Source organism: Boudabousia liubingyangii (assembly GCF_001907245.1).
GTDB lineage: Bacteria > Actinomycetota > Actinomycetes > Actinomycetales > Actinomycetaceae > Boudabousia > Boudabousia liubingyangii.
Genome location: NZ_MQSU01000001.1, coordinates 174,802 through 188,152, shown reverse-complemented (window position 1 = coordinate 188,152; position 13,351 = coordinate 174,802). Strand labels below are relative to the sequence as shown.

Sequence of the window (13,351 nt, the reverse complement as noted above, 5' to 3'; positions counted from 1 at the left end):
AATTTCTGCGCAATCTACTTTTTTAGAATAGCGAAAACTGTGACCTGATGCATAAGCTGTTAAATACCTATGCATTTCCCCACCTATGGTGAGAAACTTGAAGGGAATAGCGTCAACCGCCAACCGTAATCGAGGAGGATTCGTGAGCTCACCGGCCCAGAACCCCGAAACTGAAGAACTGCTAGACCAGCTCCAAGAATCAGATATCCATCCACGTCCGGCCAGTAAAGACGAGGTCGAAACCGTCGCCGCCGACGGCTCCAACTCGCCCACCTCGCACCGAATTGGCCTACTAACCAGCGGTGGCGACGCCCAAGGCATGAACGCTGCCGTCCGCGCCGTTGCCCGTACCGCCCTAGCCATGGGTGTCCAGCCCTGCGCCATCATGGAAGGCTGGCAGGGAGCCTGCGACGGGGGAGACCGCATCCGCCCCCTCGGCTGGTCCGACGTCTCCTCCATCCTCAATAAGGGTGGCACCGTCATTGGTACCGCCCGCTCCAAAGACTTCCGTGAACACGAAGGTATGCGTCGCGCCGCCAAGAACCTAATTGATTACGGCATCGACCGCCTAATCGTTATCGGTGGTGACGGCTCCCTCACCGGCACCAACGAATTCCGCCTCCTCTGGCCCCAACTGATCAGTGAACTAAAGGAAATGGGCGAAATCACCGCCGAACAGGCCGACGCCCACCCCAACCTCATGATCTGCGGCCTAGTCGGCTCCATCGACAATGACCTAGTCGGCTCCGACATGACCATCGGTGCGGACTCTGCCCTACACCGCATCGTCGACGCCATCGACGCCATCTCTTCTACCGCCGCCTCCCACCAGCGCACCTTCGTCGTTGAGGTCATGGGTCGACACTGCGGTTACCTGCCCCTCATGGCCGGTATTGCCGGCGGCTGCGACTACGTCTTCATCCCCGAAGTACCGCCGGAAGATGGCTGGGAAGACGAACTAGCCAACAAACTGCGCGTAGGTCGTGCCGCCGGTCGTCGCGACTCCCTAGTCCTAGTGGCCGAGGGCGCTCAAGACCGTCACGGCAACCCCATTACCTCCCAACACGTCGCCGACGTCCTTTCCGAAAAGATGAACGAGGACGTCCGCGTCACCATCCTGGGTCACGTCCAGCGCGGTGGTTCCCCCAGCGCCTACGACCGCTGGATGAGTACCGTCCTTGGCTACGCTGCCGTCCAAGAAGTCCTGCGCGCCACCCCCGAAGACGAACCCCAGATCCTGGGTGTCCGCCACAACCGCGTGGCCCGCATCGACATGATGAAGGCCGTGAAGGACACCCGCTCCGTCGCGGGCCTGATCAAGGAAGGCGACTACACCTCGGCCGTGCGCCTGCGTGGTTCCTCTTTCGCGCAGATGATCCAGATCAACCGCATCATGTCCACCCCGCCGTCCTACGCCCCGGCCAACAAGGCCCTGGGAACCGACTGCGTCGAACCCCCGGCCCAGCAGCGCCTGGCGGAACTAGAGCAGACCACCGGCAAGGTTGAGCACGCCCGCAACGCGGTCCTAGATCACGTGGCCGCGCAGAGCCCGGAAGCGGCCTCGTCCCCGGGGCACGCCTGGGAAGAAGCCAGCCGCCCCGCCGCCGGCAAGCGCGTCGCCGTCCTACACGTTGGCGGTCTAGCCCCCGGTATGAATACCGCCGCTCGCGCGGCCGTCCGCATTGGCATCGACAAGGGCATGACCGTCCTGGGTGTCCAGGGCTCCTTCAAGGGCCTGATCGACAATAAGGTCGAGGAACTCAGCTGGGATGGCGTCGAAGGCTGGGCCTTCGAAGGTGGTGCCGAACTAGGTACCCGCCGCCCCGTCCCGACCGTCGAGGAACTCTACTCCCTAGGTCGCGCCATTGAAAACAACAATATTGACGCCATGATCATCATCGGTGGCTTCAATGCCTACCTGTCCGCCTACGAGCTGGTCAAGGAACGCGAACGCTACCAGGCCTTCAATATTCCGATCATCTGCGTCCCGGCCTCCATCGACAACAACCTACCCGGTTCAGAACTGTCGATCGGCGCCGATACCGCACTAAACAACGCGGTTTGGGCCCTAGACCGGATCAAGGAATCCGCCGCCGCTTCCCGCCGTTGCTTCGTGGCTGAAACCATGGGTCGCCGCTGCGGCTACCTGGCCCTCATGTCTGGTATCGCTTCTGGTGCGGAACTTACCTACCTGCACGAAGACGGCCTGACCCTGGAGCAGCTTAACCGTGACGCCCTGCGCATGCGCGAGTCCTTCGAGGGTGGCCGCCGCCTATTCATGGTCCTAGTCAATGAGGAAGCCTCCAAGCTTTACAACCGCGACTTCCTAGCTCGCGTCTTCGAAAGCGAAGGCCGTGGCCTCTACGACGTCCGCCACACCGCGCTGGGTCACCTGCAGCAGGGTGGCTCGCCAACCCCCTTCGACCGTCTACTGGCAACCCGCCTAGTCTTCCACGCGATGGACTGGGTAGAGCGCACCCTGGTCGAAGAAGATGCCCTTAACGAGGCCGCCGGTCACGGTTTGGCTCGTCGGGTCCCGCCGGCCGCGAAGGCTGTTTACATTGGCCTGACCGAGGACGCGATTGAGACCGCCCCCATTGACCGCATGATGGAGGTCGTTGAGGTTGAAAACCGCCGCCCGCGCTTCCAGTGGTGGATGGGCTTGCGTCCGGTTTCCGAGGTGGTTTCCATGCCTTCTCGCATCAGCGGGGAACCGCACGCGATCCCGATCGCGGACGCCTGAGGCGCTTTGAAAAACTGAATAAACATCCCTCTTGCTACCAATAATTGTTGGCTTCCTTACGTGAAGACCTGAATTAAGCAAGGGGGATGTTTTCTTATATATAGGTTGTGTTCTTTATATATAAGGTGCTTTTTGTTGAGATTTCGCCTAAAAGTCCCCTATCTAGTGCAGTGCTTGCAGAAACCGTTAGGCTTGAATGTGGCTTGCAGTGTGCGTAGGGCCTAGGTCCCGTGCGCCGTGAGTCGACTGAAACTATAGCTTTAAGAACTAGAAAGACAGTAAGGTGCCCAGTCACAACCAGCATGAGACCGACGTGCTAATCGTCGGTGCCGGCCCGGCCGGTTCCTCAGCTGCGCACTACCTAGCCCAACAGGGCGTACAGGTCACCCTAGTCGACAAAGCAGTCTTCCCCCGCGACAAAATCTGCGGTGACGGCCTCACCCCCGCAGCCGTTAACGAACTAGCCCTCATGGGTATCAACACCGACGGCTGGATGCGCAACCTAGGCCTCCAAGTAGTCGGTGGGGGACACGACATCAAATTCCCCTGGCCCGAACAGCGCAGCCTACCCGGCTTCGGCATGGCCCGCTCCCGCATGGAACTAGACGAAGAACTAGTCCGCCACGCCGTTAAATCCGGCGCCGAACTAATCGAAGGCGTCACCGTCAACGAACTCATCACCGACCACGACGGTCGCGTAATTGGCGCCAAGGGCCAAAAGGGCCGCGGTCAAGACGCCGAAACCTACGAATACCGCGCCCGCCTAGTAGTCGACGCCGGCGGCGTCGCCGCCCGCCTAGCCACCAGTGCCGGCCGGACCGCCCTCGAAAAGCGCCCTATGGCCGTGGCCGCCCGCACCTACTTCACCTCACCCCTAGGTGACACGGACTGGATGATCTCACACCTAGAACTATGGGACGGCAAGCCCGGAGAATCCAACCTACTACCCGGATACGGCTGGATCTTCCCCCTCGGAAATGGACGAGTCAACGTTGGCCTAGGCTCCGTCTCTTCCACCAAGGCGGCCACCAAACTGCCCTACAAGCAGATCTTCCAAGCCTGGACCCAGAACCTACCCGAAGAATGGGGCTTCACCCCCGAAAACCAAGACGGGCCGCTACGCTCTGCCGCGCTACCCATGTGCTTCAACCGTAAGCCGCAGTACCATGCCGGCCTAGCCATTACCGGTGACGCCGCCGGCCTTGTATCCCCCTTCAATGGGGAAGGCATTGCCCCGGCCCTAGCCGCTGGACGCTACCTAGCCCAGGCCTACGCTTCGGCTCGCTCCCGCCAGACCATCCACGGTTTCGACTTGGCTATGGAAGCCTACCCGCAAGCCCTCAAACAGCAGCTGGGTGGCTACTACACGCTGGGACGCATCTTCGTGCGCCTCATCGAAAAACCCCAAATCATGCGCGCCTGCACCAAATACGGGCTGCCGCGCAAGCACCTAATGAAACTGGTGCACAAGCTGCTCTCTGACGGTTACGAGCGCCAAGGTGGCGACCTCAACGACCGCATCATCCAGACTCTTGCTAAGGTGGTGCCTTCCGCATGATGAACCACCGCCAAAAACTCACCCGGTACCTTCGGGAAAACCTAGTCACCTCAATTAAGGAGACCAAATGAACGGTTACTTGCCACTACTGATTATGGCGATTGCGGCCCTAGTCCTAGCCCTCGGCGGTCTAGGCGCATCCGCGATTCTGGGTCCCAGTAAGAAGAACCGGGTAAAAACCGAAAACTACGAGTGCGGTATTGACCCCGCACCCCACCAGGAAACCTCCGGACGTTTCCCCGTCAAGTACTACCTCGTGGCCATGACCTTCATCATCTTCGACATCGAAGTGGTCTTCATGTACCCGTGGGTAGTGAACTTCGTGGGCCTAGGTGGCGTCGTCTTCATCTTCATGATGACCTTCGTCGCCCTCATCACCATCCCCTTCGTATACGAGTGGCGCCGCGGCGGCCTCGAATGGGACTGAACGGAACGACCAAAGGATAAAAGGGAAAATAAATGGGTATTGAAGAAAAACTCCCCGCCGGCATTGCGCTAACCAGCGTGGAAAAGGTCCTAGGTCTGGCCCGTAAAGCCTCCGTCTGGCCTGTCACCATGGGTCTAGCCTGCTGCGCGATCGAAATGATGGCTACCGGTACACCCCGCTATGACATCTCCCGCTTCGGCATGGAAGTCTTCCGCGCTTCCCCCCGTCACGCGGACCTGATGATCGTCTCTGGCCGTGTCTCACACCGCATGGCCCCGATCGTCCGCCGCGTCTACGACTCCATGCCCGAACCCAAGTGGGTTATCTCCATGGGTGCCTGCGCTTCCTCTGGCGGCATGTTCAACAACTACGCCGTAGTTCAGGGCTGTGACCACATCGTCCCCGTGGACGTCTACCTGCCCGGCTGCCCGCCCCGCCCCGAAGCTCTGCTAAACGCCATCTTCACCCTGCACGACTACATGCGCACCCAGCCGCTGGGTGTGGACCGCGTAGCTGCGGCCCGAGCCGCTGAAAAGGCCGCGCTAGAGGCCACCCCGACCCACCAGATGAAGGGACTGCTAGCATGAGCGAAAACCTCCCCGAAAACCTAGAAGAAGGCCAGATTAGCGCCGAGGGCGGCACCGCCGCTTCCGTGCAGGCCTTCCGTAGCGCCCCCGAACCCACCCAGGTGGGGGAGCGACGCGGCCTCTTCAGCCACGGCGGCTCCGGCGACACCACCGGCTTCGGTGGCCTAGTCGAACCGATCATGCTGCCCGGTGAAAGCCCCCGACCCTACGGCTCCTGGTTTGACTCCGTAGTCGACATCCTGGAAGAACTACTCACCGAAGATGGCCTAGCCGTCCGTGACGTCATCCAGCGCGTCGTTGTCGACCACGACGAACTGACCATCTACGTGGCCCGCGAACACATCCTGCAGGTCTGCCAGCACCTACGTGACGACCAAGACCTACGCTTCGAACTCTGCCTAGGTGTTTCTGGCGTTCACTACCCGGCACAGGAAGGCGCCGAACTACACGCCGTCTACCACCTCATGTCGATCACCCACAACCGGGTGCTACGACTAGAGGTCACCTGCCCCGACAGTGACCCGCACATCCCCACCGTCGTTCCCGTCTACCCCGGCAACGACTGGCATGAGCGTGAAACCTGGGACCTAATGGGCATCGTCTTCGACGGCCACCCGCACCTCACCCGTACCGCCATGCCCGATGACTGGGTAGGCCACCCGCAGCGTAAGGATTACCCGCTAGGCGGCATTCCCGTCGAATACAAGGGTGCCACCGTACCGCCCGCCGATACCCGGAGGTCATACAACTGATGAGCCAGCAACCAATCTTCACCGCCACCGGCCCGGCACTGGACGAAGAAGACCTAAACGAACTCGTCGCCTCCGGCGGCGACTGGGATGACATCGTTAACGAGCTCCACAAGCTCTCATCTGAACGCATCGTCGTCAACATGGGTCCGGTCCACCCGTCCACCCACGGCGTGCTGCGTCTAATCCTAGAAATCGACGGCGAAACCGTCCGTGAACTACGCGTCGGCACCGGCTACCTACATACCGGTATCGAAAAGAACATGGAATACCGTACCTTCGCGCAGGGCTCCACCTTCGCGACCCGTATGGACTACGTCGCCCCCATGTTCAACGAGGCCGCCTACGTCCTAGCCGTCGAAAAGGCCCTAGGCATCACGGACCAGATCCCCGAACGTGCCAACCTGATTCGCGTCATGATGATGGAACTCAACCGCATTGCCTCCCACCTAGTGGCAATCGGCTCCGGTGGTAACGAAATGGGCGCCACCACCATGATGACCATCGCCTTCCGTGGCCGCGAAAACGTCCTGCGCATCTTCGAATCCGTCACCGGCCTACGCATGAACCACGCGTACCTACGCCCCGGCGGCGTCGCCCAGGACCTACCCCCGGGCACCACCGACTGGGCCCGCGAACTACTGCCCTCACTGCGCCGCGACATTGGCCAGCTACAGGCACTAACCCAAGAAAACCCGATCTTCAAGGCCCGTCACGTAGACGTCGGCTACATGCCGCTAGCTGCCGGCCTGGCCCTAGGCCTAACCGGTCCCTGCATCCGCGCTGCCGGCCTACCGCTAGACATGCGTAAGATGCGCCCCTACTGCGGTTACGAAACCTTCGACTTCAACGTCCCCGTCCGGGACAAGTCGGACGCCTACAACCGTGTGCAGGTGCGATTCGAAGAATGCTACGAATCCCTGCGCATCGTCTACCAGTGCCTAGACCGCCTAGACGCCTGCAACGGCGCCCCGGTCATGGTCGAAGACAAGAAGATCGCCTGGCCCGCCCAACTGTCCGTCTCTGCTGACGGCCAGGGCAACTCGCTGGAACACATCCGCGAAATCATGGGCGAATCCATGGAATCCCTCATCCACCACTTCAAGCTGGTCACTGAAGGCTTCCACGTCCCCGCCGGCCAGGTCTACCAGACCGTTGAACACGCCAAGGGCATCATGGGCGTCCACCTAGTCTCTGACGGTGGCACCCGACCCTACCGTGCACACTTCCGCGACCCGTCCTTCTCAAACCTTCAGTCTCTAGCCATGATGACCGAAGGCGGCCAGCTGGCCGACGTGGTTGTCTCCCTTGCATCCGTTGACCCCGTACTTGGAGGTGTGGACCGCTAATGAACGCGTACGCTCCCGAAGTTGAAGCGCGACTACGCGCCGAAGCCGCAGAAATCATGTCCCGCTACCCGGCCGGACACGAACGTTCCGCGTTGCTGCCCATGCTGCACCTAGTGCAGTCCGAGGACGGCTTCATCACCGCCGCCGGCATCACCCTCTGCGCCGACATGCTGGGCCTAACCCGCCCCGAGGTCTCTGCGGTAGCCACCTTCTACACCCAGTACAAGCGCCACCCCAACGGTGACTACACCGTCGGCGTTTGCACCAACGCACTCTGTGCCGTCATGGGTGGCGACGAAATCTACGAAACCCTGCACGAACACCTGGGAATCGGACACGAAGAAACCACCGAAGACGGCAAGATCACCATCGAACGCCTCGAATGCAACGCCGCCTGTGACTACGCCCCCGTAATCATGGTCAACTGGGAATTCTTCGACAACCAGACCCCCGAAAAGGCCGTCAAACTAGTTGACGACCTACGTGCCGGACGCCCGGTCGCACCCACCCGCGGCCCGGACCAAGTCCCCACCTTCAAGGAAGTCTCACACACCCTCGCCGGATTCGACGACGGCCTAGCCAACCAGGGACCCGCCGCTGGCGAAGCCTCCCTCCTAGGCCTACGCCTGGCCCGCGAAAACCAGTGGACCGCGCCGGAAGTCACCCCCGACGCCCTGACCGATCAGCAGAAAGGGGAATGACGGATGAGCATCGTAAAACCCGCTTCCAAGCTGACCCCCGTCCTCACTGACATGTGGGACCGGGAACGCTCCTGGAACCTCGAATCCTACCGGGCAAACGGCGGCTACGAAGGCCTCGAAAAAGCCCTCAAAATGGAACGCTCCGAACTAGTCGACATGATCAAGGCCTCCGGCCTACGCGGTCGTGGCGGCGCCGGCTTCCCCACCGGCCTCAAGTGGTCCTTCCTGCCCCCGGACGACGGCAAAGCCCGCTACCTAGTGGTCAACGCCGACGAATCCGAACCCGGCACCTGCAAAGACATCCCCACCATGATGGCCAACCCGCACGTCCTCATCGAAGGCGTTGCGATCACCTCCCACGCCATCCGCTGTGAACACGCCTTCATCTACCTACGTGGTGAAGTCGTCCACGTCTACCGCCGCCTCATGAACGCCGTTCGTGAAGCCCGCGAAGCCGGCCTCATCGGCCAGGGCGTTGGCCCCAACGGTGACTTCAACCTAGAAATCACCGTCCACGCCGGCGCTGGCGCCTACATCTGTGGTGAAGAAACCGCCCTCCTAGACTCCCTAGAAGGACGCCGCGGTCACCCCCGACTCAAGCCCCCGTTCCCCGCGGTCGCCGGCCTCTACGCCCGCCCCACCGTGGTCAACAACGTCGAATCCATCGCCTCCGTCCCCGGTATCCTACGGAACGGCAACGAATGGTTCGGCGCTATGGGCACCGAAAAGTCCAAGGGTCACGGCATCTTCTCCATCTCCGGACACGTCAAGCACCCCGGACAGTTCGAAGCTCCTTTCGGTATCACCATGCGGGAACTAATCGAAATGGCCGGCGGTATCCGCGACGGACACAAGCTAAAGTTCTGGACCCCCGGTGGTTCCTCCACCCCGATCTTTACCGAAGAAGAACTCGACATCCCGCTCGATTACGAATCTGTCGGTGCGGCCGGCTCCATGCTGGGTACCCGCGCGCTGCAGGTCTTCGACGAAACCACCTCGGTGGTGCGCGTAATCGCCCGCTGGACCGAGTTCTACCAACACGAATCCTGTGGTAAGTGCACCCCCTGCCGTGAAGGTACCTACTGGCTCAAGCAGGTCATGCTGCGCCTAGAAGCCGGACAGGGCCAACCCGGGGATATCGACCTACTACTAGACGTAGCCGGAAACATTGCCGGAAAGAGCTTCTGCGCCCTCGGCGACGCCGCAGCCACCCCGATCTCCTCTGGCATCAAGCGCTTCCGCGAAGAATTCGAAGCCGGCCTCACCACGCCCGCCCGCGAACTCTTCCCCTACGAAGCGTCCTCGGTCTTCAACAACAAGGAAGGAAACCGATGAGCAACCTGGTATCACTGACCATCGACGGAAAAGCCGTCGAAGTGCCCGCCGGCACGCTGATCATCCGGGCCGCAGAACAAGCCGGAATCCGCATTCCCCGCTTCTGTGACCACCCGCTGCTCAAGCCGGCCGGCGCCTGCCGCCAGTGCCTAGTAGAGGTCGCCGCCCCGGACCGTGAAGGCAACGTCCGTCCCTTCCCCAAGCCGCAGGCCTCCTGCACCATGACCGTCATGCCCGGCATGGTGGTCAACACCCAGCGCACCAGCGAAGTCGCCGCCAAAGCACAGCGCGGCGTCATGGAATTCCTGCTGATCAACCACCCGCTAGACTGCCCCGTCTGTGACAAGGGCGGCGAATGCCCCCTCCAGAACCAGGCCCTAGCGAACGGCCGCGAAGACTCCCGCTTCACCGACGCGAAGCGCCTCTTCCCCAAGCCGATCACCCTGACCAGCCAGATCCTACTGGACCGCGAACGCTGCATCCTCTGCCAGCGTTGCGTCCGCTTCGCCGACCAGATCGCCGGTGACCCCTTCATTGCCCTCCAGGGCCGTGGCGGTGGCTCCTCCCCGGTCGACCACCACCTACACATGGGCGAACAGATCGGCACCTTCGACACTCAGGTCCTAGGTTTCACCGACTCTGACACCAACCCCACCGGCAACCAGCTCTCCGGCACTGAAAAGTACGCCGGCCCTGCTGGCCTACCCGGCGTGATTGGCTCGACCAACTTCGGTCCCACCCACGAGGGCGAGCTAGACGAATCCGGACGACCCTTCGCCTCCTACTTCTCAGGCAACGTCATCCAGATCTGCCCCGTTGGCGCACTAACCTCCGCCAGCTACCGCTTCCGCTCACGCCCCTTCGACCTGGTCTCCACCCCGTCTGTCACCGAACACGACGCCTCCGGTGCCGCGATTCGCATTGACGCCCGCCGTGGTCACGTTACTCGCCGCCTAGCCGGTGAAGACCCCCAGGTCAACGAAGAGTGGATTTCGGATAAGGACCGTTTCGCCTACACCTGGCAAGACCAGCCGCAGCGACTACGCACTCCGCTAGTCCGCAACGAAAACGGCGAACTGGTAGAAACCTCCTGGAACGAGGCCCTGCGCCTAGTGGCCGCCCGCGTGGCCGCCGACCAGCGCACCGCCTACCTACCCGGTGGCCGCCTCACCTTCGAAGACGCCTACGCCTGGGCCAAGTTCGCCCGCGTCGTAGGACGCACCAACGACATTGATCACCGCGTCCGCTTCGGTTCCGAAGAAGAACTTAGCTTCCTAGGGTCCGAGGTTGCCGGCACCGGTCTAGGTGTCACCTACGGTGAACTCGAAAACGCCGGTCACGTCCTGCTCGTGGGCCTAGAAACCGAAGACGAATGTGCTTCCGTGTTCCTACGCCTCCGCAAGGGCGTCCGCGCCGGTGGCGTCAAGGTCACCACCATCGCCCCCTACCTAAGCAACGGCTCCCTCAAGCTCTCTGCCAAGCTAGTGCAGGCCGCCCCGGGAACCGAACCGGAAGTTGTGGACGCGATTGCCGCCGGGGCTCCGCTAGCTGACCTGCTAGAGGAACTCAACGGGGGAGTGCTCCTAGTCGGTGAACGTGCCGCCCAGACCCGTGGCCTACTAAGCGCCCTCAGCCGCCTAGCCGCCCGCGCCAACGCCCGCCTCGCGTGGGTCCCGCGTCGTGCCGGTGAACGCGGCGGCGTCGAAGCCGGTACCCTGCCGAACCTACTACCCTTCGGTCGTACCGTCGCTGACGCTTCCGCCCGCGCTGACCTAATCACCGCCTGGGGTGCTGAACTACCGTCCACCACCGGACGTGACGCGCTGGCCATCCTCAGTGCCGCCCGCGAAGGCGCCCTCGACACCGTCTTCCTAGGCGGCGTCGACCTGCGCGACTTCCCGAACCCGGCCGAAGCCCGCGCAGCCCTCAAGGACACCTTCGTGGTCAGCCTCGAAGTCAACCAGACCGAAGCTACCGAACTAGCCGACGTGGTCCTACCCGTGGCCCCGCCGGTTGAGAAGCCCGGTACCTTCATCAACTGGGAAGGTCGCCTACGCCCCTTCGGCCAGGCACTATCCTCCACGGCCCTTGACGACCGTCAGGTCCTGACCCGCGTGGCCCGTGCGGCCGGCGTGGAACTGGGCATTGACACCCTCAAGGACCTCTACGCTGAAGTCAACGAACTAATGGAATGGGACGGACAGCGCACCAGCGCCCCCAACGCCCCGGCAGCCCCGCTACCGCAGGTCCAGCCCGGACAGGCCGTCCTCTCCACCAACAAGCTGCTAGTCGACGACGCCCTCACCCTAGCGGGCGCCACCGACCTGCGGGCCTCCGCCCGCCGGCCGATCGCCCGGATCTCCCGGGGAACTGCAGAACAACTGGGCATCAGCGCCGGACAGACCCTGCAACTCAGCACCGAGCTGGGAAGCCTAGAACTGCCCGTCGTACTGACCACCATGCCAGATAAGGTCGTTTGGGTACCGCAAAACAACGGTACCAACGTCCACGAAACGCTGGGCGCCAACGGCACCCTGGTAAACCTCACCGTGCTGGAGGTACGCAAGTGAACGCAATCTTCCCCCTCGGACCAAATGAATTTGTGCCCGCGGACTTCAGCCAGGAAACCTGGTGGCTGTCCGTCATCAAAGCGGTCTTCATCATTGTCTTCCTCATCCTCTCCGTCCTCATGGCCCTCTGGGTCGAACGACGCGGACTAGGTCGCATGCAGACCCGTCCTGGCCCCAACGTCCACGGCCCCTTCGGCCTGTTCCAGGCCATCGCGGACGCGGTCAAACTACTGACCAAGGAAGACATCTGGACCAAGAAGTCAGATAAGTTCATCTACATCTTGGCACCCACGATCGCCGCGTTCTGTGCCTTCATGATCTTCGCGGTCATCCCCATGGGCCCGAATGTAAACTTCTTCGGCTACTCCACGCCGCTACAGCTCATGGATATGCCCTCTGCGACCCTATACATCTTGGCGATTTCCGCCCTCGGTGTGTACGGCATCGTGCTAGGTGGTTGGTCAACCCGCTCCACCTTCCCGCTACTGGGCTCCGTTCGTTCCGCCGCCCAGGTGGTTTCTTACGAACTGTCCATGTCACTGTCGATCGTGACCGTATTCCTACTGTCCGGCTCTATGTCGACCTCAGAGATCGTCGCCGCCCAGGACCGCGTCTGGTGGGCCTTCGCGCTAGCGCCCTCGTTCATCATCTACGTCATCTCCATGGTCGGCGAAGTCAACCGTCTACCCTTCGACCTTCCCGAAGCAGAAGGTGAACTAGTAGCCGGTCACATGATCGAATACTCGTCCATGAAGTTCGCCTGGTTCTTCCTAGCCGAATACATCAACATGTTTAACGTTTCGGCCGTTGCCACCACGCTATTCTTCGGTGGTTGGCACGCCCCCTTCGGCTTGGAATACCTCTACGCCGGCTTCAACGAAGGCTGGTGGCCCATGCTTTGGTTCATCGGCAAGCTCTGGTTCTTCATGTTCCTCATGATCTGGACCCGCGGTACGCTACTACGTTTCCGCTACGACCAGTTCATGAAGCTAGGCTGGAAGCTACTCATCCCGATCTCCCTAGCCTGGTTCGTCCTAGTCGCCACCATGCAGGCTGTCACCGCCTTCCTAGAGGTCAACAACAACGTCCTACTAATGGGTATCGCCGTGGTCTTCCTGGTGATCGCTGGCATCCTCGCCGTGATCCCCGATAAGAAGGAAATCGAAGAAGAACCCGAAGGCGAATTTGACGCCTTCGCCGGTGGCTACCCCGTGCCGCCGCTACCGGGCCAGAGCCTCCCGCCCTCGCCCCGTGCCGGCCGCACCAAGACCGAAGACGCACTGGTTAAAACCGCCGCAACCCCCGAAGGAGGTCAGGCATGAGCAAGAAGCC

Annotated in this window: 10 protein-coding genes; all 10 read left to right on the top strand. The window is 61.7% G+C overall.

The features are described from left to right. The first annotated feature begins 283 nt into the window (after positions 1-283). The 10 genes from BSR28_RS09155 (at position 284) to nuoH (ending at position 13,341) form a co-directional block, all read left to right on the top strand. Positions 284-2,743 carry a 6-phosphofructokinase gene (locus BSR28_RS09155; RefSeq protein ID WP_269148040.1) on the top strand — a complete coding sequence of 820 codons (2,460 nt, stop codon included), beginning with the start codon at positions 284-286 and terminating at the stop codon, positions 2,741-2,743. A gap of 283 nt (positions 2,744-3,026) precedes the next feature. Next, positions 3,027-4,301 carry a geranylgeranyl reductase family protein gene (locus tag BSR28_RS00915; RefSeq protein ID WP_073708555.1) on the top strand — a complete coding sequence of 425 codons (1,275 nt, stop codon included), beginning with the start codon at positions 3,027-3,029 and terminating at the stop codon, positions 4,299-4,301. A gap of 67 nt (positions 4,302-4,368) precedes the next feature. Beyond that, the gene (ndhC, locus tag BSR28_RS00910) at positions 4,369-4,728 is read left to right on the top strand and encodes an NADH-quinone oxidoreductase subunit A (protein ID WP_073708556.1); all 360 of its coding nucleotides are present in this window, start codon (positions 4,369-4,371) and stop codon (positions 4,726-4,728) included. Positions 4,729-4,760: 32 nt separating this feature from the next. Beyond that, the gene (locus tag BSR28_RS00905) at positions 4,761-5,315 is read left to right on the top strand and encodes an NADH-quinone oxidoreductase subunit B (protein ID WP_073708557.1); all 555 of its coding nucleotides are present in this window, start codon (positions 4,761-4,763) and stop codon (positions 5,313-5,315) included. Beyond that, the gene (locus BSR28_RS00900; RefSeq protein WP_073713049.1) at positions 5,312-6,067 is read left to right on the top strand and encodes an NADH-quinone oxidoreductase subunit C; all 756 of its coding nucleotides are present in this window, start codon (positions 5,312-5,314) and stop codon (positions 6,065-6,067) included. The genes BSR28_RS00905 and BSR28_RS00900 overlap by 4 nt, the downstream gene beginning before the upstream one ends. Next, complete coding sequence (locus tag BSR28_RS00895) at positions 6,067-7,413, top strand: NADH-quinone oxidoreductase subunit D (protein WP_073708559.1); 1,347 nt, start codon at positions 6,067-6,069, stop codon at positions 7,411-7,413. Before BSR28_RS00900 ends, BSR28_RS00895 begins: the two co-directional genes overlap by 1 nt. Next, positions 7,413-8,114, top strand: a complete 702-nt coding sequence (gene nuoE / locus BSR28_RS00890) for an NADH-quinone oxidoreductase subunit NuoE (protein WP_073708560.1) — start codon at positions 7,413-7,415, stop codon at positions 8,112-8,114. The genes BSR28_RS00895 and nuoE overlap by 1 nt, the downstream gene beginning before the upstream one ends. 3 nt (positions 8,115-8,117) lie before the next feature. Continuing rightward, positions 8,118-9,449, top strand: a complete 1,332-nt coding sequence (gene nuoF, locus BSR28_RS00885) for an NADH-quinone oxidoreductase subunit NuoF (protein ID WP_073708561.1) — start codon at positions 8,118-8,120, stop codon at positions 9,447-9,449. After that, positions 9,446-12,019: an NADH-quinone oxidoreductase subunit G gene (locus BSR28_RS00880; protein WP_073713048.1), complete on the top strand. Its 2,574-nt coding sequence runs from the start codon at positions 9,446-9,448 to the stop codon at positions 12,017-12,019. The genes nuoF and BSR28_RS00880 overlap by 4 nt, the downstream gene beginning before the upstream one ends. Then, positions 12,016-13,341, top strand: coding sequence for an NADH-quinone oxidoreductase subunit NuoH (nuoH, locus tag BSR28_RS00875; RefSeq protein ID WP_073708563.1), 1,326 nt, complete (start codon positions 12,016-12,018; stop codon positions 13,339-13,341). The genes BSR28_RS00880 and nuoH overlap by 4 nt, the downstream gene beginning before the upstream one ends. Positions 13,342-13,351: the final 10 nt, after the last annotated feature.